The sequence below is a fragment of the Methylobacterium sp. Leaf100 genome (assembly GCF_001422845.1).
Lineage (GTDB): Bacteria > Pseudomonadota > Alphaproteobacteria > Rhizobiales > Beijerinckiaceae > Methylobacterium.
Genome location: NZ_LMMW01000004.1, coordinates 37,267 through 60,530 on the forward strand (window position 1 = coordinate 37,267; position 23,264 = coordinate 60,530).

Here is a 23,264-nt window from a genome sequence, read left to right on the forward strand (position 1 = left end):
GACGCTCAATGCTCGGAGGCGGCCGCCTGCCGCCGGGCCGCCGCCCGCGACGCCCCGGCACCGGCGAGGCCGTTGAAGAACAGGTTCAGGGTCACCGCCGCGATGGCGCAGAGCAGGATGCCGGATTCGAGCAGCGGGTGCAGGGCATGCGGCATCTGCCTGAAGAAGGCCGGGGCGACCAGCGGGATCATGCCGAACCCGATGGACACCGCGACGACGAACAGGTTGTTGCGATTGCGGGCGAAATCGACCGCGCCGAGGATGCGCACCCCGGTGGCGCCGACCATCCCGAACATCACCAGGCCTGCCCCGCCCAGGACGCATTGGGGCACCGCCTCCACGAGGGCTGCGAGCTTCGGAATCAGGCCGAGGCCCAGCATGATGCAGCCGCCGACGATGGCCACGTTCCGGGTCCGCACCCCGGTGACGCCCACGAGCCCGATGTTCTGCGAGAACGAGGTGTAGGGAAACGTGTTGAAGACGCCGCCCAGGATGGTGCCGAGGCCGTCGCCGCGCAGGCCCCTGGTCAGGCGCGCCTCGTCCACGGGGTCGGCGCAGATCTCGGCGAGCGCCAGGAACATCCCCGTCGACTCGATCATCACCACGATCATCACGATGCACAGGGTGACGATGGAGACGGGATCGAAGGTCGGGTACCCGAAGGCGAAGGGGCGCACCACGTCGAACCAGGACGCTTTGGCGACGTGGCCGAGATCGACCAGACCGAAGAACGCCGCCACGATCGTCCCGGCGACGATGCCGATGAGCACCGAGGCCGAACTGACGAAGCCGGTGCCGTAGCGGGTGATCGCCAGGATCACGCCGAGCACGAACGTGGCGATGGCGAGAAAGAGCGGGGCGCCGTAGTCGGGATTGCCGACCCCGCCCGCGGCCCAGTTGACGCCGACCTTCATCAGCGAGACGCCGATCACGAGGATGATCGTGCCCGTCACCACCGGCGGGAACAGTGGCAGCAGCCGTCCGACCAGGGGGCTCGCGAGGAACGCGAACAGGCCCGCGGCGATCACGGCGCCGTAGATTCCGGTCAATCCGATGGCGGGGTTGGTCCCCATGGCGACCATGGGCGTGACGGCGGCGAAGGTGACGCCCATCATCACCGGCATCCGCACCCCGACGCCGGGCAGGCCCCAACTCTGCACCAGCGTTGCGAGACCGCACGCGAACAGGTCGGCGCTCACCAGCATCGCCACCTGGTCGGGGGCGAGATTCAGGGCACGGCCGACGATCAGGGGGACGGCGACGGCGCCCGCATACATCACCAGGACGTGCTGCAGCCCGAGCAGGCCGAGGGCGACGGGGCGCACATTCGCCGCGGCCGCGGGCGGTGCGCTGCCGGTCGGGCTCAGGACGGCATCGGGCGGGGCCGCGATCGTCGTGGCGCTGTTCATGGTCGACACCTCTGCCGCGACGCGCAGATCCCTCACCGGGGATGCCGGTTCCCAGAGCGCAAACCGTGTGCCAGAGGCCGAAGCGCTTGCCTCGGGCACGGCACGTGGCCCGTTGCCTGCACCCCTCCGCCCTGCGATGCGTCACCATCGCCCGCCTCAAAGGAGACCCGGCCGTCATGCCCACGACGCTCGCAGATCTGAACGAAGCCCCGGCCACCGAATTCGTGGCGGTGCTCGGCGCCGTCTTCGAGCATGCCCCGTGGGTCGCCGAGGCGACCGCCGCGCAACGGCCCTTCGGCACCGTCGAGGCCCTGTTCGCCGCCATGCGCCGGGCGGTCGAGGGTGCCCCGGACGCCCGGCGGCAGGCTCTCCTGGCGAACCATCCCGAACTCGCCGGACGCGCCGCCCGCTCCGGGGACATCGCCCCCAATTCCATCGCCGAGCAGGCCGCGGCGGGCCTCGATCGCCTGTCGGAGACCGAAGCCGCCCGTTTCGCAGCCCTCAATGCGGCCTACCGGGACAAGTTCGGGCTGCCCTTCATCCTGTGCGTCAAGCGGCACGGCCGGACCTCCCTGCTGGCGAGTTTCGAGGCTCGGCTGGCCGCGTCGCCGGAGGAGGAGCGACGGACGGCCGAGGCCGAGGTGGTGCGGATCGCCGCGATCCGCCTGAACGCTCTGGTGACGGGCGCGGGGCCGTTGTCCACGACGGGCCGGATCTCGACCCATGTCCTCGACACCGTCCAGGGGAAGCCCGCCGCCGGGGTGGCCGTGACGCTCGTCGAGTTCATCTCGGACACGGACATTGCCGTCGTCGCCCGCGCGGTGACCAACGCGGACGGCCGCACCGACGCGCCCCTGATCCACGGGCGTCCCGTGCCGCGGGCGACCTACGAGCTCCGCTTCGCACTCGGAGACCACTTCCGGCGGATCGGGCCGGCGCTCGGCCTCGATCTGCCCGAGCCGCCGTTCCTCGACGTCGTGCCGCTGCGCTTCGGCGTCGGCGATCCGGAAGGCCATTATCACGTGCCCCTGGTGGCGACGCCCTGGAGCTATCAGACGTATCGGGGAAGTTAGCGTACCTCACCAGGTTCCCGGTCGCAGCCGGTTCTCGCCTGGAGCACGGCGGCGCAGCGGGCGTTTGGTGAGAGGCACTCGAGGCCGGGCCGGCATGGCTATTGCTGTGCTCCGATCCGCGAACCCGGCCCAGGGCCGGCGGCAGGAGCGTATCCGATGCGTCCGTCCCGAATCATCTGCCTCGGCCTTCCCATGATGGGTTGGCTCCTCGCAGGATGCCTGTTCGGCGGTGGCGTCCTCGGAGTGGCACCCGAAGCCCGGGCGCAAGCCAGCCTGACGCCTCCGGCCGGTCAATCGCGCCTCACGGCCCCGGGCGGCCTTCGCGGACGAGCGATCCGCCGCCACGGAACGCATCGTCGTCGCTGACCCGGCGGAACCGCCAGGGCCGCGTTCCGTCGCCTCGACAGAAACCTGCTCCTCCCCTTCGACTGACCTGGAAGGTACCCGATCATGCGCCTGACGATTTCGGTCCTCGCCCTGTGCGGGGTGTTCGGCCTGGCCGGCCCGGCACTCGCCCAATCCGTGGGTGCCCCGGCCGGCAGCGACCCCGCCACGGCTCCCGGCGGCACCGAGGGCCGCGCCGGCCCCCGGAACGAGCGGGAAGCGATTCGAAGCGGCGATGCCATTCCGGCCCCACCCGGCATCGGCGAGCCGATTCTCCCGCCATCCGGCATCCCGACGCCCGACCGGCCGCCGGCACCGCGCCCCTGATCCGTCGCCGGTAAGATCAAGAAGCCCGCCGGAGCGATCCGGCGGGCTTCCGCGCGTCCGATGGCGCGCTACTGCGTGAGCTTGTCGTCGATGCCCTTCACGTACCAGTTCATGCCGAGGATCATCGGGTCGGGTGCGGTCTCACCCGCCTTCACCGCGACGGTTCCGTCCTGCTTCAGCACCGGCCCGGTGAACGGGTGGATCTTGCCGTCGGCGATGGCCTTGGTGGTCACTTCGGCCATGGCCTTCACGTCGTCGGGCATGTTGGTGAAGGGCGCCAGCACCACCATACCGTCCTTGATCCCGCCCCAGGTGTCGCCGCTCTTCCAGGTGCCGTCGAGGACGGCCTTCGCCTGGGCGATGACGTAGCCGTTCCAGTCGTCGGTGATCGAGGTGAGCTGGGCCTTCGGGGCGAAGCGGAACTGGTCGGAGGACTGGCCGAAGGCGAGCTTGCCCTGCTTCTCGGCCTCCTGCAGGGGGGCCGCCGAATCGGTGTGCTGGGTGAGGATGTCGGCGCCCTGGGCGAGCAGGGCCTTGGCCGCCTCCGCCTCCTTGCCCGGATCGAACCAGGTGTTCACCCAGACGACCTTGATCTTGATGTTCGGGTTGACCGACTGCGCCCCGAGCATGAACGCGTTGATGCCGCTCACCACTTCGGGGATCGGGAACGAGGCGATGTAGCCCACGGTGCCGGATTTCGAGAGCTTGCCGGCGATCTTCCCGCACACGTAGCGGCCCTCGTAGAAGCGGGCCGAGTAGGTCGCCACGTTGTCGGAGCGCTTGTAGCCGGTGGCGTGCGCGAACTTCACCTTCGGGAATTTGCGGGCGACCTTCAGGGTCGGCTCCATGAAGCCGAACGAGGTGGTGAAGATCAGGCCGGCGCCGGAGCGGGCGAGCTTCTCGATGGAGCGCTCGCTGTCGGCCTCGGGCACGTTCTCGAGGAAGGTGGTGTCGACGGTGTCGGGCATCGCCGCCGCCAGCGCCTTGCGGCTGAGGTCGTGCTGGTAGGAATAGCCGAAATCGGCGACCGGCCCGACATAGACGAAGCCGACCTTCAGCTTGTCGGCCGCGGAGGCCTGCCAGGTCAGCACCGGTCCGGCCGCGAGGACCGCGCCCAGGACCGCACCGCCGAGTCTCATCAACCTACCCCGCATGGTGGTGTCCTCTTCGATCCGTTGTGGGCCAACTTCGGCGTGCCGTCGTGGAAGCGGGTCACCGGCTCGGCGTGAAGACGCGTCCGAGGGCGGCGGGCGCCAGCGAGCCGCCCTGGCGCCGTCCCAGGGAGAGCAAGACCAGGGCCAGGATGGTGGCGAGGTAGGGCAGGGCGGAGAGGAGCTGGCCCGGCAGGCCGAGCCCGGCGGCCTGGGCGTGAAGCTGGAGCACCGTCGCCCCGCCGAACAGGAGCGCGCCGGCCGCGACCCGCAGGGGCCGCCAGGAGGCGAACACCACGAGGGCGAGCGCGATCCAGCCGCGGCCCGCCGTCATGCCGGGCGACCAGAAGGGCGTGTAGGCCAGCGCCAGATAGGCCCCGCCGAGCCCGGCGCAGGCGCCCCCGAACAGGACGGACAGGAAGCGGACCCGGCGCACCTTCAGCCCGAGGGCATGGGTCGCGATGGGGTCGTCGCCGATGGCGCGCAGAGTCAGGCCCGCGCGGGTGCGCCAGAGGAACCACGACACGGCAGCGACGAGGGCGACCGCCGTGTAGACGAACGCATCCTGCCCGAACAGCAGCCGGCCGATCCCGGGCAGGTCGGTGAGGCCGGGGATCGCCAGGTGGGGCGCCGGATCGCGCTTGATGCCGACGTAGTTCGCCCCCACCAATCCCGACAGGCCGAGACCCAGGATGGTGAGCGACAGGCCGGAAGCGACCTGGTTCGCCGCGAGCCCGACGGTGAGGAGGCCGAACAGGGCGGCGAGGCCGAGGCCCGCTCCCGCACCGCCCAGCCCCCCCAGAAAGGTCGAGCCGGTCTGCATCGCCACCGCGAAGCTGACGGCCGCGCCGAAGATCATCATGCCCTCGACGCCGAGGTTGAGCACCCCGGAGCGCTCGGCGACGAGTTCGCCGAGGCCGGCGAGGATCAGGGGGGTCGCGGCCGCCAGGACCGTGACGAGCACCATCTGGACAATGTCGAGGGTCATGACCGGCTCCGGTCCTGTTCGCGCGGGCTCACGACGCCGTGCGGCCCGACGGCCCGCCGGGCACGATCCGGACGTGGTAGCGGGCGAACACGTCGGCCCCGAGGACGAGGCCGAGGAGCAGGCCCTGGAAGGCGCGGGTCAGGTCGAGGGGCAGCTTCAGGTCGATCTGCGCGCCCTCGCCGCCGATGGTGGTCAGCGCGATGACGAGGGCGGCGACGAGGATACCGGGCGGCGAGAGCCGGCCGAGAAAGGCGACGATGATCGCCGTGAAGCCGTAGCCCGGCGAGATCTCGGGCTGGAGCTGCCCGATCTTCCCCGCCACCTCGACGATGCCGGCGAGGCCCGCGGCCCCGCCGGAGATGGCGAAGGCCGACAGAGTCAGGCGCGCATCGGAGAAGCCGGCGAAGCGCGCGGCCCGCGGGCTCGCGCCGACGACCCGCACCGCGAATCCGAACAGGGTGTGGGCCAGCACGAAGGTCGCCAGCCCCACGGCGGCCAGGGCGACGAGCACGCCCGCATGCAGGGTCTCGCCCTCCATGAGGTAGGGCAGGCGCGCGGCCGGATCGAACCCGACGCTCTGGGGAAAGTTGTAGCCCGCCGGGTCGCGCAAGGGGCCGCGGACCATGTAGTCGAGCAGGAGCTGGGCGACGTAGACCAGCATGAGGCTCGTCAGGATCTCGGAGACCCCGAGGCGGACCTTCAGCACGGCCGGGATCAGCGCGTAGGCGGCCCCCGCGAGGGCTCCGGCGGCGAGCATGGCGGGCAGGATCCAGGGGGCGTCGCCCGATCCGTGCGTCGCCACGCCGACCCAGCCACCGGCCAATCCGCCGACGACGAACTGGCCCTCGGCGCCGATGTTCCAGAGGTCGGCGCGGTAGCAGAAGGCGAGCCCCGTCGCGATGAGGGCCAGGGGGGCCGCCTTGAGGGCGATCTCCTGGAGCGACCACAGCTCGCTCAAGGGAGCGACGAAGTAGGTCACGAACGCCGCGCTCGGCGAGACACCGAGGGCCGCCACGGCGAGGCCGCCGATCAGAACCGCCGCGACGAAGGCCAGCGCCGGCGCGAGGATGTCGAGCACCGCGGAGCGGCGGGTGCGGGGCACGAGGTCGAGGCGCATGGGGTCTCCCGATCAGTGCGCGGGGGCCGGCGCCGCGTCGCTCGATCCGCCCATGAGCAGGCCGATGGCCTCGCGGGTCGTCTCGGCCGCAGGCACCGCCGCCGATAGCGTACCGTCGTGCAGCACGGCGATGGAACCGGCGAGCTCGAACAGTTCGTCGAGGTCCTGGCTGATGACGAGGATCGCGGCACCGCGGGCCGCGAGATCGATCACCGCCTGACGGATATGGGCGGCGGCGGCGGCATCGACGCCCCAGGTCGGCTGGTTGATCACGAGCGTTCCGGGCTCCGCCAGGATCTCGCGGCCGACCACGAATTTCTGGAGGTTGCCGCCCGACAGGGTGCCGGCGGCGGGATCGGGGCCCGCCTTGCGCACGTCGAAGGCCGCGATCACGCGCTGGGCGAGGGCACGGGCGGCCCCCGGACGAAGCAGACCGAACCGGGTCAGGGGCGCCGTCGAATGGCGCGACAGCAGGGCGTTCTCCGACAGGCTCATCGCGGGTGCCGCCGCGTGGCCGTTGCGCTCCTCCGGCACGAAGGCGGCGCCGAGGCGCCGGCGCGCGGTGATGCCGAGGTCCCCAGCGGGTGCCCCGTCGAGGCGCACGGAAGCCGGATCGGCCGCCCGCACCTCGCCCGACAGGGCCGCGAAGAGTTCGGCCTGTCCGTTCCCGGCGATGCCCGCGATCCCGAGGATCTCGCCGCCCGCGACGCTGAGCGAGACGTCGCGGAGCGCGGCGGCGTGCAGGCCGGGGGCGGGGAGGGCGAGGCGGTCGAGCGCCAAGCGCTCCCGGCCGACGGCTCCGCCCCCGCGCACGGTCACCTCGCGCACGGCGCTCCCCACCATCATCGCCGCGAGGGACCGGGCCGTCTCCTCCCGCGGATTGCAGGCGCCCACGACCTTGCCGGCGCGCAGGATGGTGGCGCGTACGCAGAGCCGCCGCACCTCGTCGAGGCGGTGGGAGATGTAGAGCAGCGCCCGCCCCTCCGCGCGCAGACGCTCCAGCACGGAAAACAGCACCTCGGCCTCGCCCGGGGTGAGCACAGAGGTCGGCTCGTCGAGGATGACGAGTTTCGGATCCTGCAGCAGGCAACGCACGATCTCGATGCGCTGGCGCTCGCCGGCCGAGAGCGACCAGACCGGACGGTCCGGCTCGAGATGAAGGCCGTAATCGATGCCGAGCTTGGCGATGCGGTCGGCCAGCGCCCGGCCGGAGAGATCCCGCGGCATGACGAGGGCGATGTTCTCGGCGACCGTGAGGTTCTCGCACAGGGAGAAATGCTGGAAGACCATGCCGATCCCGAGCCGGCGGGCGGCGTCCGGGTTCGGCAGTTGCACGATGTCGCCCTGGTGCGTGACGACGCCCTCCGTCGGCTCCAGCAGGCCGTAGAGGATCTTCATCAGGGTGGATTTGCCGGCGCCGTTCTCGCCCAGCAAGGCGTGGATCTCGCCGGCCCGGATCTCCAGATCGACACCGTCGTTCGCCGTGAAGCCGCCGAACCGTTTCACGATGCCGTAGGCGCCGAACAGGGGCGTCGGCCCTGCCTGCGGGCGCGGCGAAGCGGAAGCGGAGCGGGCGGCTTCCATCCTCAGACGGCGCCGAACAGGTGCCGGGCCAACCGGCTGTGGTCTTCGCGCAGCCGACGCGTGTCGAGGCCGATAGGATGTCCGTCGATGACCCGCCATTGCCCGGCCACCATCACCCGGTCGGCCCGGTGGGCGCCGCAGAGCACGAGGGCCGCCAGGGGATCGTGCGCGCCGGAGAAGCGCAGCTCGTCCAGGGTGAAGAGGGCAAGATCCGCCTCGCGGCCCTCTTCCAGGCGGCCGATATCGGAGCGCCCGAGGCAGGCGGCGGAGCCCTCCGTCGCCCAGCGCAGGGCGTCGAGGTGCGTGACCTTCTCGGCGCCGTAGGTGAGGCGGTTCAGCATCAGGGCGTGCCGGACGCCCTCCATGAGGTTCGAGCTGTCGTTCGAGGCCGAGCCGTCGACCCCGAGCCCCACGGGGGAGCCGGCGGCCTCCAGTTCGCAGGTCCGGCACTGGCCGGACGCCAGGGTCATGTTCGAGGTCGGGCAATGGCACACGCCGACCCCCGCCTTACCGAGGCGGGCGACCTCGTCGTCGTTGAAGTGGATGCCGTGGGCGAGCCAGGCGCGCGGGCTCATCCATCCGACCTCCTCGAGGTAGTCGACGGGGCGTTGCCCGAACGTCGCGAGGCAGTAGGCGTCCTCGTCCAGGGTCTCGCCGAGATGCGTGTGCAGGCGGCAATCATGGCGCTCGGCCAGCGCCGCGCTCTCGCGCATCAGCCGCTTCGTCACGTTGAAGGGCGAGCAGGGCGCCAACCCGATCTGCACCATGGCGCCGGGGTTCGGGTCGTGGAACAGGGACAGCACCCGCTCGCTGTCGGAGAGAATCGTGTCGTCGTCCTGCACGAGGGCGTCCGGCGGCAGGCCGCCGTCGCGCACCGACAGACTCATGGAACCACGGGTGACGAAGGCCCGGATGCCGAGGGCCCTCGCCTCCTCGACCTGGATGTCGACGGAGGCTTCGAGTCCTTTCGGGAACAGGTAGTGGTGATCCCCCGCCGTGGTGCAGCCCGACAGGAGCAGTTCGGTGTAGGCGAGGCGCGTGGCGAGGCGGAAGGCCTCCGGGGTCAGCTTGTCCCAGACGGTGTAGAGGGCCTGAAGCCAGGGAAACAGCGGCTTGTTGATCGCCAGCGGATGAGCGCGGGTCAGGGTCTGGAAGAAGTGGTGATGGGTGTTGACGAGGCCGGGGATCACCACGTGGCCCGCGGCGTCGAAGGTCTCGTGCACAGGCGCCGCCGGCTGGCCGCCCGAGGGCACGCGCTCCACGATGCGCGTCCCTTCGACGACGAGGCCACCGGCCGCATCCTCCGCGAGGATCGCCAGCGGGTTCCTGATCCAGAGACGATGGGTCCCGGCCTTGTGCGCGTTCATTCCGACTCCCGATTCCACGCGATGTCCCGAGCGGAGCATATTCCAGGCCGCCCCGGGGCTTCTCAGAAGATGTGGAACGCGATGCCGGCAAGGAAGCTCTTCTCCTCGGTCCCCTTGAAGGTCGTGCGCTCCACGTTGCCGAACTTGTTCAGCCAGTACTGGAAGCCCACGAAGGCATCGAGCTTGTTGGGCTGGTTCCAGATCATTTTACCGACATCGAGCACGAGGTTCGTGCGCGACAGGAACTCGACGCCGGTTCCGGGATAGTAGCCACCCGGATAATTGAACGCGTCCCGGATGCCCTTGCCCTTGGGCATGACGATGTTGTTGAAGCCCGCGAGGCTCAGGGGAACGTTCGGAAAGAAGGTGATCGGAAAGTTGTAGACGATCTCGAATTCGGGGACAGTGTCGAAGCTGACGTCGCGGTCGCCGCCGATATTGAAGCCGTTCCGGTTCCATTCCTTGTAGGCGTGGGCGCTGATGTTGAGGAAGCCGGCGGGCACGTCGACCGAGAAGGTCAGGCCGCCGACGACGTCGCGCTTCTTCGGCCCGAACGCGGTGTTCTTCGTGTTCGCGTCGAACCCGAAGGCGAGCGAGACGTCCTTGACGAGGCCCGGCACGGTGAAGGCCTTGGTGCCGGTCAGCGCGTTCAGGCTGAGCGTGCCGCGATAGAGGCCGTAGGCTTCCGTGGCCCCGTTGTCGTACTGCGCGAAGCCGCCCGGGGCGTTGGTGGTCCCGGCCGGGTCCTGCGAGGTCGATTTCAGGATGTCGAGGGAGAAGAAGTTCGTGCCGTACACCCAGGCGTCGGCGTGCGAGATGTTGGTGATGTATTTCGGAATGTCGCGATTGCGGAAGCCGCCATCCGCCCGCTGGATCTGCACGCCCGGCTCGGCCGCGGGGAACTGGTAGCGAAAGCTCACCTGCGTGTCGGAGAACAGGAAGAAGGACGGCTCCCTGAGGGGTGCTGCCTCCGCCACGTTGAGCTTTCTGGTCTCGAGATCGGCTGCCATGCAGGCCCCGGTCATGCTTGCCCCGGTCATGCTTGCCCCGACCGTGGCGAGCGACAGAGCCGCAGCCGTGAACGTCCTTGCGAACATCGTTCGTCCCCCTGAACCTGCCAATGCTGTTCGGGGGACCGCAACCGGTGTGCCATGGCCCGCCCTTGGTCGGACGCCGGAGCCGGCCGTCACATAACCGCAACACATCTCCATAGACCCGGCCAGCGGGTCATGTTGCGGGGCGAGGGAAACTCGTCTCTATCATCGGTGGCGTGCGCGGCCCCGTACCGGTGGCGCATCGGGAACCCGAGACCACAGTGCCAGCGTCCCCAACCCGCTCCGAGAGCCTGTCCGACGCCATCGCCGACGCGATCCTGTCGGGGGAGTTCGCGCCCGGCACCCATCTCGACGAACAGGTCCTGGCCAAGCGCTTCGGCGTGTCGCGCACACCGGTGCGCGACGCCCTGCGACTCCTCAACGGAACCGGCCTGATCGACCTGCGTCCACGCCTGGGCGCGACCGTGCGGACGATCACGCCGGACGAACTCGACATGCTCTTCATCGCCATGGGGGAGATCGAGGCGACCTGCGCGCGGCTCTCGACTTTGAGCATGACACCGGCCGAGCGCGGGCAGCTCCGGATGCTGCACGAGCGCATGGGCAGCCTCGCCGAGGCGAACGACCACGACGCCTATGTCCTCGCCAATGCGGACTTCCACAGCCTTCTCTACGTGGGTGCGCACAACAGCGTGATCGACGAGATCGCCCGCAACCTCCGGCGGCGGCTGACGCCGTACCGTCGCGCCCAGTTCCAGGCACCGAGGCGGCTCGCCCGCTCGCATGCCGAACACGGCCTCGTTGTCCGGGCCGTGCTCGCCCGCGATGCGGCGGCCGCGAACTCCGCGATGCTCGTCCATATGAGCGTGGTCGAGGACGCATTCGAGGCGCTCGATGCCGGAAGTGCCGCCGCGCGCGAAGCGGCCGGAGAACGGGCTCGGGACCGCCTGAAACGCCGCGCCCCGCCGATTCGCGCGAGCCGGGCGCGCGCCCAGCGCTGACGTCTCCGGCGTCGGATGCCGCATCCCGGCGATCTGCCCATGGGGTGGCCAGGAGAGACGAAACTTCGCGCACCGCTGTGTGTGGTTTGGGCACGCATTTCGGCCAGATTGCATACATGCTTCGAGGCCGTGATTCCCGGTCGCGAGAGATCCGCGCATGCCCAGCCTTCTCGACGCCGAGCCGTCGCCGCTTCCCTTCGAGGCGTCGCGCACGGCCCTCGTCATCATCGACATGCAGCGCGATTTCCTCGAGCCCGGCGGCTTCGGGGAGAGCCTCGGCAACGATGTCTCCCTCCTCGCCGCCGCCGTGCCCCCATGCCGGGCCGTGCTCGACGCGGCGCGTGCCGCAGGGCTCCTCATCGTGCATACACGGGAGGGCCATCGCCCGGATCTCTCCGACGCGCCGCCGGCCAAGCTGGAGCGCGGCGAACCCACGGCGCGGATCGGTCAGCCCGGGCCGATGGGACGCATCCTGATCCGCGGCGAACCCGGTCACGGCATCGTTCCCGCCCTGGCGCCGCAGGATGGCGAGCCGGTGATCGACAAGCCCGGCAAAGGCGCGTTCTACGCCACCGAACTCGCCGACGTGCTCGCGGCCCGGGCCATCGCGACCCTGCTGGTCTGCGGCGTGACCACCGAGGTCTGCGTGCACACGACGGTGCGGGAGGCCAACGACCGCGGCTATCGCTGCGTCGTCATCGCCGATGCCTGCGCGTCGTACATCCCGGAATTCCACGAAGCCGGCCTCGCGATGATCACGGCGCAGGGCGGCATCTTCGGCTGGGTCTCCGACGCGCACCGGGTTGTCGCCGCCCTGGAGGGACGAGCCTCGGAGACGCTCGATTGAACCCTCTCGGCGGCGCGGACCGGGGGCCCGCCGGAACGAGATTCGCATGACCGCCATCGCCCAGACCAAGGAGGACGTTGCATGACGGAAGCACCGGAGATCCCGGCCTTCGATCCCGAGGCCTACGCCTCGGCCGCGTCCGGCATGCTCGCCCTGCCCATCGACCCCGCCTGGATGCCGGCGATCGTGGCCAACCTGCGCGTGCTGCACGCCGCGGCCGACCTCGTCGGCGCGTTCCCCCTGCCGGACGAGGCCGAAGCCGCCCCGGTGTTCGAAGCGTGAGGTCCGGGACCGTGAGCGAGCAGGATTGGAGTACGGCCTCGGCCGCATCGATCGCCGCGTCCGTCGCGAGCGGGGCGGTGAGCGCCCGGACGGTGGTCGCGGCGGCCCTCGATCGGATCGGCCGCGTCGATCCCGCCGTGAACGCCTTCACGGACGTCCTGGCGGACCGTGCCCTGGCCCGCGCGGACCGACTCGACGCGGCCCATGGACGGGGCGGGGCGCCCGGCCCCCTCGCGGGCGTCCCCTTCGCGGCAAAGAACCTGTTCGACATCGCCGGGCTGCCGACGCGGGCCGGGTCGCGGATCAACCGGGAGCGGGCGCCGTCGGAGGGGGACGCGACGCTGATCGGGCGCCTGGAAGCGGCGGGGGCGATCCTCGTCGGCGGGCTCAACATGGGCGAGTACGCCTACGATTTCACCGGCGAGAACTGCCACGACGGCAACACCCGGAATCCGCACGCGCCCGGACACATGGCGGGGGGCTCCTCCGGCGGTTCGGGCGGGGCGGTGGCGGCGGGCCTCGTGCCCCTGGCCCTCGGCTCCGACACCAACGGTTCGATCCGCGTGCCTGCCGCCTTCTGCGGCTGCTTCGGCTTGAAGCCCACCTACGGGCGCCTCAGCCGCGCCGGAAGCTTTCCCTTCGTCGGAAGCCTCGACCATCTCGGGCCGATGAGCCGCTCGACCCGCGATCTCGCCCTGGCGTACGACGCCATGCAGGGGCCGGATCCGGCGGATCCCGTCGCCACGGATCGGGCCGTCGAACCGACCGGTCCCGGCCTCGACGCGGGCGTGGGGGATCTGCGGATCGCCGTGGCGGGCGGGTATTTCGCCTCCGGCGGCGACGCGGAAGCCTTCGCGGCCGTCGCGGCCGTCGCCGACGCCCTGTCGGCGACGCGCACGGTCGAGATCCCGCAGGCCGCACGGGCCCGTGCGGCGGCCTACCTGATCACGGCCGCCGAAGGCGCCGCCCTGCATCGCGACCGCCTGCGGGAGCGGGCCGGCGATTTCGATCCGGCCGTGCGGGATCGCCTCATCGCCGGAATGATGCTGCCCGCGCCGTTCGTCGAGCGCGCCCAACGCTTCCGGCGCTGGTACCGCGCGGCCGTGCTCGACCTGTTCCGCGAGGTCGACGTGATCCTCGCGCCCTGCACACCCTGCCGGGCGCCGCGCGCGGGGCAGACAGCCTTCGTGCTCGACGGCGTCACGCTGCCGGTACGCGCCAATATCGGCCTGTTCACCCAGCCGATCTCGTTCATCGGCCTGCCCGTGGTCGCCGTGCCGGTCTGGCTCGACACGGGCCTGCCGCTCGGCGTGCAGGTCATCGCCGCACCGTGGCGCGAGGATCTGGCGCTCCGGGTCGCCCATCATCTCGAACGCGCGGGCGTCGTTCGCGCGCCCGTCGCCAATTTCGCGTGAGCCGCATGCCCATCGACGATCCCACCGTGAAAGCCGAGGTCGAGGCCGCGTTCGCCCGCTACGAGGCGGCCCTCGTCGGCAACGACGTTCCGACCCTGGAAGCGCTGTTCCACGACGATCCCCGCACCATCCGCTACGGCGGGGGCGAGAACCTCTACGGCATGGACGCGATCCGCGCCTTCCGCCGGTCCCGCTCGGCCGAGGGTCTGGCGCGCGATCTCTCCGGCACGGTCATCACCACCTACGGCCGCGATTGCGCCGTCGCGATGACGCTGTTCACGCGCCCGACGGCGCCCGATCGCATCGGGCGCCAGAGCCAGACCTGGGTCCGGTTCCCCGATGGCTGGAAGGTCGTCGCGGCCCATGTGAGCGTCATCGACGCCTGAGGCCGACGCCGCTCAGGCTCCGTCACTTCGCCGCGGCGGTGACGGCGCGGCTCCACGCCCCCTCGGGCGCTTTGGCGATTACCGCCCGATCGGTGCCGCCGGCTTCGTGCACGCCGACGATGCGCTCGTATTCTCCCGGCGCCTCGGCGACGGGTGCGCACGGCACCGCGTGGTAGCGCCGGTCCGCATACACGAGGGCGTCCGCACCGGACGCCTCGCCGAGGCCGACCACCTCGCAGAACAGGACATCGTGGGTGCCGACGCGGCTCCGGCTCGCGATCCGGCATTCGAACGTCGCCAACGCGTCGGCGAGAACGGGCAGCCCGCGCGCGCCGGTGGACCAGCGTATGGCGGCGAAGCGCTCCGGCATCGACCGCTTGCCGCCGAAGGCGCCCGCGACGTGCTGCTGTCCGGCACCGAGGATGTTGACGCACAGCCTCTCGGCCCGGTCGAAGACCGGGTGGGCGGAGGACGCGCGGTTGAGGCAGACCAGCAGGGTCGGCGGCGCATCGCTGACGCTGCAGACGGCCGAGGCCGTGAAGCCGGCACGCCCCCACGGCCCGTCGGTGGTGACGAGATGCACCGCGCTGGCGAGCCGCGCCATGGCATCGCGATAGGCGCCGGCCGCGACGGGCGCGTCGTCGGGTCCCTCGGTCCCGGTCATGTCGGTCGACTCCAAGTCCAAGCGCGGGTCCATTCGCGGGTCCATCGCCATTCGCGCCGTCACGGCCGATCGAGGAAATGCAGGAGGGCCGTGGTGACCAGCTCCGGCCGCGTCACGGAATGGGCGTGCCCCCCATCGGGCGCGAGATCGAGGCGGGCGTTCGCCAATCCGGCGGCGAGCCGCTCCGACGCGGTGAACGGCACCAGCACGTCGTCGCGCGCGGCCATCACCAGGGTCTCGTGCGGCACCGCGCCGAGGCGTCCCGTCAAGTCGAACGCCTCCAGGGCGGCGATGCGCGCCAGAACGGCGTCGGTGCCGGGGAAATGCGCCAGCGCGTGGGCCTCGTCCGCCGCGAGCCGCTCCGCATTCTCCGAGATCCAGGGCGCCGGATACAGGAAGATCGCCTGGGCTCGGACGAAGGCCTCGGGACCGTCCCGCGTCAACAGGGCCTTCCGGGCCGCAAAGCAACGGCGGGTCGCCGGGTCGATGCTGTCCCATCCGTTGATGACGACGAGGCGCCCGACCCGTTCGGGGTGCGTCAGCGCCAGTTGCAGCCCGATCAACCCGCCGAGCGCGTGCCCGACGAGGTCGACCGATTCGATGGCGAGCCCGTCGAGGAGGACGAGCACGTCCCGCACCATGGCCGCGATGTCGTGGCCGGGCTCCAGGGGGCCCTGCGAGCGACCGGTGCCGCGATGATCGTAGGTGACGACGCGACGGCGTTCGGCCAGCGCCGGCATCTGCGGCGCGAAATAACCCGCCGCCCCGCCGAGCCCCGGCGAAAGCAGCACGGTTCGGCCGCCGGCCCGGCCATGGACCGCGTGATGGACCGCGTGATGGACCGGCACGGCCATCCCTCAGGCAGCCTTGCCGAGATGGGCCACCGAGGCGATCTCGACGAGCGCGTCGGGCTTCACGAGCCCGCACTGGATGCAGTAGCGCGCCGGCTTCTCGCCCGGAAAGTACGCGGCATACACGGCGTTGATCGCGGCGTAGTCGGCCCAGTCCTTCAGGAAGACGTGGTTGAAGGTGACGTCGTCCATGCCGCCGCCGGCGGCCTCGACCACGCCCTTGATCGTCTCGAGGACGTGGCGGGTCTGCGCGGCCGCGTCCCCCACATGGACGACGTTGGCCTCCGCATCGAGGGGCAGGGTGCCCGAGACGTAGAGCACGCCATCCGCCAGGGTTCCGGGCACGTAGGGCGCCAGCGGCTTGCCGGTGCCGGGGGGAATCACGACGGTCTTCGGCATTCTGGGAGGCTTTCGATTAAGAGTTACTCGGCGTTGCGGGGGGGCTCGGCGGCGAGCGCCTCGGCGAAGGCGCCGACGTCCGAGACCCAGCCGAAGAAGGTCTCGATGTTGAGGAGTGCCCCCGCCTGCAGGCTCGGCGGGCCGGCCTGATGGGTGGCGTCGGCCAGGACGATGCCGAAATATTCGAGGAAGAAGCCGTCGCGCAGGGTCGATTCCACGCAGACGTTGGTGGCGATGCCGGTGAAGATCAGGGTGCGGATGCCGCGGGCCCTGAGCATGCTGTCGAGGGCGGTGTTGGCGAAGCCGCTGTAGCGCGGCTTCGGCAGGACGATGTCGCCCGGCTCCGGCCTCAGCGCGTCGACCAGGGCGTAGTCCCAGGTGCCCTTGGCCAGGAGCCTGTGGTTCCTCTCCGGGTGCCGGCGCATGGTCTTGAGGGCGTTCGACTTGTGCCAGTTCGGCGAACCCGGACCGCCGGCCTCGACGTAATCGGCGTCCCAGCCGTTCTGGAACCAGATCACCAGGAGTCCCGCCGCCCGGGCGGCGGCGACGGCCGCGGCGATCCGCTCGACGACCGGGCCGGTCGCGGAAACGTCGAAGCCGGCGAGATCGAGGTAGCCGCCCCTCGTCGCGTAGGCGTTCTGCATGTCGACGACGATGAGCGCACTCGCGCCCGCGTCGAAGGCGATCGGCTCGGGCCGGGCGGGAAGCGTCACGCCGCCGACGCGGCCCGTCGCGTCGCGGTAGCCCGCCGGGATCTCGCCCCGCATCACGCCACCTGTGCCAGGGAGGCCGAGTCGCCCCGCGTCAGGGGCGCGACATCACCGGTGATGTGCCGACGCGTCTTCATCAGCGGCTGGATCTTCTGTCCGAACGCGTCGAGGCCCGCTAAGAAATCGTCGAAGACGAGGAGCACGCCCCCGGTGCCCGGCACGGTCATGACCGCGTCGAGGAGCCGCGCGATGGTGGCGTGGGAGCCGACCAGGGTGCCCATGTTGATGTTCACCGCGGAGGTCGGATCGGCCATCTGGCGGACGTTGGTGTCGGCCCCCGACTTGGTATCGGCCGAGCCCTGAACGCCGAGCCAGGCGATCGCCTCCCCGTCGGCGCCGGCCTTGTAATGCTCCCATTTGGCGTGGGCCGCTTCGTCGGTCTCGTCGGCGATGATCATGAAGAGCACGTAGGACGAGACCGCGCGGCCGGTCTTCGCCTTGGCGTCCTCCAGCCGCGCCACGGTGGGGGCGAAGGCGGTGGGCGTGTTCACGCCCTTGCCGAAGCAGAAATTGTAATCGGCATAGGTCGCGGTGAACGCCATGCCGGCGCCGCTCTGCCCGGCGCAGATGATCTTCATGTCGGCCTGCGGGCGCGGGCTCAGGCGGCAATCGTCCATCTGGAAGAAGTCGCCCTTGCGGTCGCTGCGGCCGGTCTCCCAGAGATCGCGCAGGATCTGCGCGTATTCCGAGAGATACTCGTAGCGCCGGGCAAAGTATTCGTCGCCGGGCCAGAGGCCCATCTGCGCGTATTCCGGCTTCTGCCAGCCGGTGATCAGGTTGAGGCCGAAGCGGCCGTTCGAGATCGAGTCGATGGTCGACGCCATCCGGGCGACGATGGCGGGCGGCAGACACAGGGTCGGGGCGGTGGCGTAGAGCTTGATCCGGCTGGTGACGGCGGCGAGCCCCGACATCAGCGTGAACGATTCGAGGTTGTGGTCCCAGAACTCGGTCTTGCCGCCGAACCCCCGCAGCTTGATCATCGAGAGCGCGAAATCGAGGCCGTACCCTTCGGCCTTCAACGTCACCTGCTTGTTCAGCTCGAAACTCGGCATGTATTGAGGCGCGTTCTCCGAGAGAAGCCAGCCGTTGTTACCGATCGGAATGAAAACACCGATGCTCATCGGTTCGGCCATGGGTTCGGCCATGGGCTCGGCCTCAGTCTCGGCTTTGGGCTCGGTCATGGCACCCTCGCGTTCCGACGGCAGCATTGCGTGCCGCGACATGAGACCCGTCAAGTCTTCCGCCGTACGGCTTCGGACTCGACCGAAGTGGTACGGCACATCCTCAGGCTAGCTATTCGGACCAGATGGTCAAACTTCAAAATCAGGAAGTTTGACCATCTGCACAAACTCTCCGCGGCATGCGCGCGCGCTGTGCGGGTCCTGCCCATCGGAACGGCGAGAACGGCAGCGCTCGGACCCGGATCCGGCGACGCCGCCGAATCAGGCGAGTCCGAGGCCCGCCAGGATCAGTCTCTGGGTACTGGCCACGGTCCGCTCGAAGAAGGCTTCGTCCGACAGATCGTGCCCGGTGATCGCGTCGACCTGCACGGCGAAATCGGCGTAGTGCTGGGTGATCGCCCAGACCGAGAAGACGAGGTGATGCGGGTCGTGCGGCTGGATCCGCCCTTCGTCCATCCAGCCGCTCAGCACGGCGACCTTGGCGTCGACCAAGGCCCGCAGGGGGCCTTCGAGTTCCGCCCGCAGGAGCGGAGCGCCCTGGACGATCTCGAGGCAGAACAGGCGGGACGCCTGGGGTGCGTCGCGCGACAGGGTCACCTTCGCGCGGATGTAGGCCTTGAGCGCCTCGGCCGGCTCACTCCCGGAATCGAGGGCCTGAAGCGGATCGAGCCAGACATCGAGCACCCGTCGCAGCACGGCGACGTAGAGAGCCTCCTTCGAGGCGAAGTAATAGAGCAGGTTGGTCTTCGAGAGGCCGGCGCGCTCGGCGATCTGATCGAGGCTCGCCCCATGAAGGCCAAGGGTCGAGAAGACCGCGAGGCCGGCATCCAGAACCGCGTCGCGCCGCAGCGCTCCGGCGCGCCGCCGACGCCGCACGGGCGCTGCCACAAAGCCGTCAGCCAATCCGCTCGCCTCCCGGGACGTCGCCCGGAGAGCCGGGCGCGTCCCCGTTCCTACCCGATCCCGTGCGGGCGCGACAAAGGGGACGCGAGGGCCGGAACAGTCGACCGCGCCGGATCAGGCGGTGAGGCCGAGGCGGGTGCGGGCCTGGGCCGGGCTCGCGACGGTCCGGCCGTGCCGCGCGATCGCCTCCACGGCGAGGCCTACGAGTTCGGCGTTGCCAGCGGCGAGCCGATCCTTGGTGAGGCGGATGTTGTCCTCGAGCCCGGTGCGGACGGCGTCTGCGCCGCGTGCCAGGGCCCAATCCATCACGGGCGCCTGATGGCGTCCGATGCCGGCGGCCGTCCACGTCGCCTTCGGCAGCACGCGGCGCAGCTCAGCGAGCAGAATGTCGAGGAGGTGTTCGTCGGCCGGCATCGCGTTCTGCACGCCCATGACGAACTGGACGTGGGGCCGGTCGTCCATCAGCCCGGCCTCCACGAGGCGCCTGGCGCCGTGCAGGTGCGAGAGATCGAAGATCTCGATCTCGGGTCTCACCCCGAAACGCTTCATCCGACCTGCTAGATCGGCGACGAGGGCGGCCGGGTTCTCGTACACGATGGTGGGGAAGTTGACCGAGCCCGTCGAGAGCGAGGCCATGTCGGGGGCATGCTGGAGGGAGAGCCCCCGGCTCGCCGGGTCGCGTCCGCGCCCGCCGGTGGAGAACTGCACGATCATGCCCGGGCAATGCGTGCGCAGGCCCGCCTGGACGGCGGCGAACCGGTCTGGATCGGAGGAGGGGGTCTCGTCGTCGTTGCGGACATGGATGTGGGCCAGCGTCGCGCCGGCCTCGTAGGCGGCATGGGTCGATTCGATCTGCTCGGACACCGTGACGGGCAGGGCGGGATTGTCCGCCTTGCGCGGCACGGAACCGGTGATCGCGACGGCGACGACGACGGGCTGGCTCATGGCGTGGGTCTCCCTGCTTTCGTCAACGCGGCAGCGGGGCGTCGGATGCCGAAGGGACGCCCTACCGTCACCCGACAGGGGGAGGCCGACGGCAGCGGTGGCCTCGGGGCCGGCGGAGACGTAAAGGCGGGCTTGGCAAGCCGCGACGGGACCTGCGCGTCCGTGCAACGGCCGTTGTCAGGACCCTTCAACGATGGAGCCTTCCATGAACGACACCATCCTGATCCTCAACGGCCCCAACCTGAACCTCCTCGGCAAGCGCCAGCCCGAGATCTACGGGCACGAGACCCTCGGCGATGTCGAGGCGCTCTGCCGGGCCGAGGCCGAGGCGTTCGGGCTCACGGTCGACTTCCACCAGAGCAATGCCGAGCACCAGATCATCGACTGGATTCACCAGTACCGGGTCGGGTCGGCGGGGATCGTCATCAATCCGGGGGCCTTCACCCACACGTCGATCGCGATCCTCGACGCCCTCGCCACGTGCGAGGTTCCCATCGTCGAGTGCCACATCTCCAACGTCCACAAGCGCGAGGCCTTCCGGCACCATTCCTACGTCTCGCTCGCCGCGACTGCGGTGCTGGCCGGCTTCGGCACGCACGGCTACGTTCTGGCGGTTCGCCACATCTCCCATCTTCGCGGGTTGCAGGGCCAAGTCTGACGCGATCAGGCCGCCGCGCCCGGTCTTGAGCGGGTCGAGCGTCCTCGGGCACAAAAAGGCCGCGGCTTGCGGGTGGCTCCGTCGCCCATCGAAGTCATGCCGAAGCGATACGGGCGGCCGACCCCAGCCTCACGCCTATATCGGAAGTTCTTCCACCCAAGCCATGGCTTGACCCATGGCTTGGGTCGAGAGCCCTACGAAAACCTTGCCGGTCGAAAAACTTGGCGGAAGGGGTGGGATTCGAACCCACGGTGGAGTTGCCCCCACGGCGGTTTTCAAGACCGCTGCCTTAAACCACTCGGCCACCCTTCCGTCCGCGCCGGCGCGGAGCCGGCGGGGTGGGAGGGTTCTAACGGAGAACGCCGCGGTCGGAAATCGAAAACTCAGGCGGCGCTGGCCTCGAGGCGGCTCAGGCGGTCGAGAAGCGCGCGGTCGTGCAGGAGGGCCATGCGCTCCTTCGGCGAGAGCCAGGCGGCGGCCTCGTCGAGGGTGTGGGCTTCCACCACCTTGGCCTGGGCCAGCGCCCGGTCCGTGTCGATGACGCCGCGCGGCCGGGGTGCGGCCTGGGGCAGCATGGCGGCGTGGGCCTCTGCGAAAGCGGGCTCGGCGTGGAGGGCCCGCAGGGCGTCCGCATCGTCGAGGCCCTGCGCGGCATTGCGGGCGGCGAGGCGGCCCGCCTGCGTGGCGATGGCGGGCGGGTCGCGCTCCTCCGGGGTCATGAGCAGGCCGAGCCGCTTGAGGGCCAGCCCCCAAGCGAGCTGACCGCTCGCCCACGAGATCGGGATCGCGAGCACGAGGCCGAGGATCGTCGGCGACATCCAGAGGAACAGGGAGGTTGCGATGGCGAAGGCGGCGATCCCGGTGACGAGGCCGAGCGCCATGTGCCAGCGGTGGCGGCGGACGATGTCGCTCCACGGGATCGAGCCGTCGTCGCGCCGCTGCGGGTTCCAGCCGGTGTCGCGCCCGACGAGGATCTGGAACACAGAGCCCGACTGGATCAGCATGGCGATGGGCGCGATGAGGGCCGAGAGCAGGATCTCGATCAGGCTCGACAGAACGAGGCGGACGGCGCCCCCGCAGGCCCGTCGCACGGGGCCGTCGATCAGCGCCAGGATGAGCCCCAGAAACTTCGGGGCGAGCAGGATGCCCATGGTGATCCCGAACAGCCGGAGCGCGCGAACGGGATCGAAGCGCGGCCAGACCGGGTAGAGCCCGAACTCGCTCGTGAAGTATTCCGGCCGCACGTAGGCGGTCTGCAGCACGAGGGCGATACCGACCACGAGCTGGGCGAGCCAGAGCGGCGAGGCGACGTAACCGGCGATGCCCGTGGCGAAGTGCTGGCGCGAGGCCGGTTTGAGGCCGGAGGCCCCGATGATGCGGCTGTGCTGGAGGTTGCCCTGCGCCCAGCGCCGGTCGCGCACGGCCACATCGATGAGGGAGGGCGGGCTCTCCTCGTAGGAGCCGGGAAGGTCGGGCAGCATGGTCACGCTCCAGCCGGCGCGCCGGATCAGGGCGGCTTCCACGAAGTCGTGGCTGAGCACATGGCCGCCGAAGGGCGGCTTGCCGGGCAGGTCCGGCAGGCCGCAGGCGGCGGCGAAGGCCTTCGTGCGGATGATGGCATTGTGGCCCCAGTAATTGCCGTCGCGGCCCGACCACACCGACAAGCCGGTGGCGATGACCGGCCCGTAGATCCGCGCGGCGAATTGCTGGACGCGCGCGAACAGGGTGTTGCGGTTGATGATGAGCGGCAGCGACTGGATGATGCCGGAATCCGGGTCGGCCTCCATGGCGGCGGCCAGATGCACCACGCACGTGCCCGTCATCAGGCTGTCGGCATCGAGCACCAGCATGTGGTCGTAGGTGGCACCCCAGCGCGAGACGAAGTCGCCGATGTTGCCGGCCTTGCGGTGATGGTTCTTCGGCCGGTGGCGGTAATACAGACGGGCGGCGTCGCCCCAGCGGGCGCGAAGATCCAGGAACGCGCGCTCCTCGGCGATCCAGGCGTCGCTCAACGTCGAATCCGACAGCACGAAATAGTCGAAGGCGTGGCCCAGGCCGGTGGCATCGATCTCGACGCGCATGGCCTCGATGGCGGCGAAGGTCCGGGCCGTGGCCTCGTTGTAGACCGGCATCACCACCGCCGTGCGGGTGGTGAGCGCCGTCGGCAGGGCAGGGGCCTTGGGGCGGCGCAGGAGCACCAAGAAGCCCAGGATCGCGCCGGTGAAAGCGAGCGCGATCCAGGAGAAGTTCAGGGTGAACAGGGCGAGCAGCACGTATTGCAGGGCCGTGGTGCCGCCCGAGACCGCCACCACCTCGTACATCTGCATGGCGCCGTAGGCGGTGAGGAGTGCTGCCGCGCCGAACACGAAGAGGCGGGCCAGCCACGGCTTTCCATGGCGGACCGAAGGCACGTGGCCGGCGCCCTCGTCCCAGGTGTCGAGGCGCTGCACCGGCATGGCCAGGGGCGCCTCGGGCGGCATCGCCGGACGGAACGGGGCGGGTGCCGG

23 protein-coding genes and 1 tRNA gene are annotated in these 23,264 nt (G+C 70.3%); 8 read left to right on the forward strand and 16 right to left on the reverse strand.

Translation table 11 applies throughout. The annotated features are described in order from the left end of the window. Positions 1 to 5: 5 nt before the first annotated feature. A complete protein-coding gene (locus tag ASF25_RS04825; protein WP_082502492.1) occupies positions 6 to 1,409 on the reverse strand; it encodes a nucleobase:cation symporter-2 family protein in 1,404 nt (467 codons plus the stop codon). Between the two features lie 176 nt (positions 1,410 to 1,585). Between ASF25_RS04825 and uraD the strand changes: the two genes are divergently transcribed. Together uraD and ASF25_RS04835 are read left to right on the forward strand one after the other, a co-directional pair. Next, complete coding sequence (gene uraD / locus ASF25_RS04830) at positions 1,586 to 2,482, forward strand: 2-oxo-4-hydroxy-4-carboxy-5-ureidoimidazoline decarboxylase (protein WP_056303706.1); 897 nt, start codon at positions 1,586 to 1,588, stop codon at positions 2,480 to 2,482. A gap of 450 nt (positions 2,483 to 2,932) precedes the next feature. Next, on the forward strand, positions 2,933 to 3,193 hold the full coding sequence (locus ASF25_RS04835) for a hypothetical protein (protein ID WP_056167878.1): 261 nt from the start codon (positions 2,933 to 2,935) through the stop codon (positions 3,191 to 3,193). 68 nt (positions 3,194 to 3,261) lie between these two features. Here the strand turns inward: ASF25_RS04835 and ASF25_RS04840 are convergent, their stop codons facing one another. From ASF25_RS04840 to ASF25_RS04865, 6 genes are all read right to left on the reverse strand, one after another. Next, a complete protein-coding gene (locus tag ASF25_RS04840) occupies positions 3,262 to 4,347 on the reverse strand; it encodes a BMP family ABC transporter substrate-binding protein (protein ID WP_056303628.1) in 1,086 nt (361 codons plus the stop codon). Positions 4,348 to 4,405: 58 nt separating this feature from the next. After that, a complete protein-coding gene (locus ASF25_RS04845; RefSeq protein WP_056303630.1) occupies positions 4,406 to 5,332 on the reverse strand; it encodes an ABC transporter permease in 927 nt (308 codons plus the stop codon). 28 nt (positions 5,333 to 5,360) lie between these two features. Continuing rightward, positions 5,361 to 6,449 carry an ABC transporter permease gene (locus ASF25_RS04850; protein ID WP_056303633.1) on the reverse strand — a complete coding sequence of 363 codons (1,089 nt, stop codon included), beginning with the start codon at positions 6,447 to 6,449 and terminating at the stop codon, positions 5,361 to 5,363. A gap of 12 nt (positions 6,450 to 6,461) precedes the next feature. After that, the gene (locus ASF25_RS04855) at positions 6,462 to 8,033 is read right to left on the reverse strand and encodes an ABC transporter ATP-binding protein (RefSeq protein ID WP_056303635.1); all 1,572 of its coding nucleotides are present in this window, start codon (positions 8,031 to 8,033) and stop codon (positions 6,462 to 6,464) included. Positions 8,034 to 8,035: 2 nt separating this feature from the next. Then, a complete protein-coding gene (locus tag ASF25_RS04860; RefSeq protein WP_056167894.1) occupies positions 8,036 to 9,400 on the reverse strand; it encodes an 8-oxoguanine deaminase in 1,365 nt (454 codons plus the stop codon). A 62-nt stretch (positions 9,401 to 9,462) separates the two neighbouring features. Continuing rightward, positions 9,463 to 10,410, reverse strand: a complete 948-nt coding sequence (locus ASF25_RS04865; protein WP_200927272.1) for a hypothetical protein — start codon at positions 10,408 to 10,410, stop codon at positions 9,463 to 9,465. A gap of 305 nt (positions 10,411 to 10,715) precedes the next feature. Here ASF25_RS04865 and ASF25_RS04870 point away from each other — a divergent pair, with 305 nt between their 5' ends. The 5 genes from ASF25_RS04870 (at position 10,716) to hpxZ (ending at position 14,386) form a co-directional block, all read left to right on the forward strand. Continuing rightward, complete coding sequence (locus tag ASF25_RS04870; RefSeq protein WP_056303637.1) at positions 10,716 to 11,456, forward strand: GntR family transcriptional regulator; 741 nt, start codon at positions 10,716 to 10,718, stop codon at positions 11,454 to 11,456. Between the two features lie 157 nt (positions 11,457 to 11,613). Continuing rightward, positions 11,614 to 12,303 (forward strand): isochorismatase family cysteine hydrolase, encoded by a 690-nt coding sequence (locus ASF25_RS04875; protein WP_056303639.1) that lies wholly within the window; start codon positions 11,614 to 11,616, stop codon positions 12,301 to 12,303. A gap of 81 nt (positions 12,304 to 12,384) precedes the next feature. Beyond that, a complete protein-coding gene (locus tag ASF25_RS04880) occupies positions 12,385 to 12,585 on the forward strand; it encodes a DUF4089 domain-containing protein (RefSeq protein ID WP_056167906.1) in 201 nt (66 codons plus the stop codon). An 11-nt stretch (positions 12,586 to 12,596) separates the two neighbouring features. After that, positions 12,597 to 14,000, forward strand: coding sequence for an AtzE family amidohydrolase (locus ASF25_RS04885; RefSeq protein WP_056167908.1), 1,404 nt, complete (start codon positions 12,597 to 12,599; stop codon positions 13,998 to 14,000). Positions 14,001 to 14,005: 5 nt separating this feature from the next. Continuing rightward, positions 14,006 to 14,386: an oxalurate catabolism protein HpxZ gene (gene hpxZ, locus ASF25_RS04890; protein WP_056167911.1), complete on the forward strand. Its 381-nt coding sequence runs from the start codon at positions 14,006 to 14,008 to the stop codon at positions 14,384 to 14,386. 22 nt (positions 14,387 to 14,408) lie between these two features. Here hpxZ and ASF25_RS04895 read toward each other — a convergent pair whose 3' ends face one another. The 7 genes from ASF25_RS04895 to ASF25_RS04925 all read right to left on the reverse strand — a co-directional run bounded on the left by ASF25_RS04895 (position 14,409) and on the right by ASF25_RS04925 (position 20,099). Beyond that, positions 14,409 to 15,050, reverse strand: a complete 642-nt coding sequence (locus ASF25_RS04895) for a flavin reductase (protein ID WP_082502500.1) — start codon at positions 15,048 to 15,050, stop codon at positions 14,409 to 14,411. A 59-nt stretch (positions 15,051 to 15,109) separates the two neighbouring features. Continuing rightward, a complete protein-coding gene (gene rutD, locus ASF25_RS04900) occupies positions 15,110 to 15,904 on the reverse strand; it encodes a pyrimidine utilization protein D (RefSeq protein ID WP_056303642.1) in 795 nt (264 codons plus the stop codon). Positions 15,905 to 15,907: 3 nt separating this feature from the next. Beyond that, the gene (gene rutC, locus ASF25_RS04905; RefSeq protein WP_056167916.1) at positions 15,908 to 16,300 is read right to left on the reverse strand and encodes a pyrimidine utilization protein C; all 393 of its coding nucleotides are present in this window, start codon (positions 16,298 to 16,300) and stop codon (positions 15,908 to 15,910) included. Positions 16,301 to 16,323: 23 nt separating this feature from the next. After that, positions 16,324 to 17,067 (reverse strand): pyrimidine utilization protein B, encoded by a 744-nt coding sequence (gene rutB / locus ASF25_RS04910; protein ID WP_056263065.1) that lies wholly within the window; start codon positions 17,065 to 17,067, stop codon positions 16,324 to 16,326. Beyond that, positions 17,067 to 18,191, reverse strand: a complete 1,125-nt coding sequence (gene rutA, locus ASF25_RS04915) for a pyrimidine utilization protein A (RefSeq protein WP_056168112.1) — start codon at positions 18,189 to 18,191, stop codon at positions 17,067 to 17,069. Before rutA ends, rutB begins: the two co-directional genes overlap by 1 nt. A gap of 321 nt (positions 18,192 to 18,512) precedes the next feature. After that, a complete protein-coding gene (gene rutR / locus ASF25_RS04920; RefSeq protein WP_056167927.1) occupies positions 18,513 to 19,154 on the reverse strand; it encodes an HTH-type transcriptional regulator RutR in 642 nt (213 codons plus the stop codon). A gap of 114 nt (positions 19,155 to 19,268) precedes the next feature. Continuing rightward, on the reverse strand, positions 19,269 to 20,099 hold the full coding sequence (locus ASF25_RS04925; RefSeq protein WP_056167930.1) for a 3-keto-5-aminohexanoate cleavage protein: 831 nt from the start codon (positions 20,097 to 20,099) through the stop codon (positions 19,269 to 19,271). A 205-nt stretch (positions 20,100 to 20,304) separates the two neighbouring features. On the opposite strand from ASF25_RS04925, the gene aroQ reads away from it, so the two are divergent. After that, on the forward strand, positions 20,305 to 20,757 hold the full coding sequence (gene aroQ / locus ASF25_RS04930; RefSeq protein ID WP_056303644.1) for a type II 3-dehydroquinate dehydratase: 453 nt from the start codon (positions 20,305 to 20,307) through the stop codon (positions 20,755 to 20,757). Positions 20,758 to 20,979: 222 nt separating this feature from the next. On the opposite strand, the gene ASF25_RS04935 is transcribed toward aroQ, so the two are convergent. Then, positions 20,980 to 21,069: transfer RNA gene (locus ASF25_RS04935), tRNA-Ser, on the reverse strand. 71 nt (positions 21,070 to 21,140) lie between these two features. Further along, complete coding sequence (gene mdoH / locus ASF25_RS04940) at positions 21,141 to 23,237, reverse strand: glucans biosynthesis glucosyltransferase MdoH (RefSeq protein WP_200927276.1); 2,097 nt, start codon at positions 23,235 to 23,237, stop codon at positions 21,141 to 21,143. Positions 23,238 to 23,264: the final 27 nt, after the last annotated feature.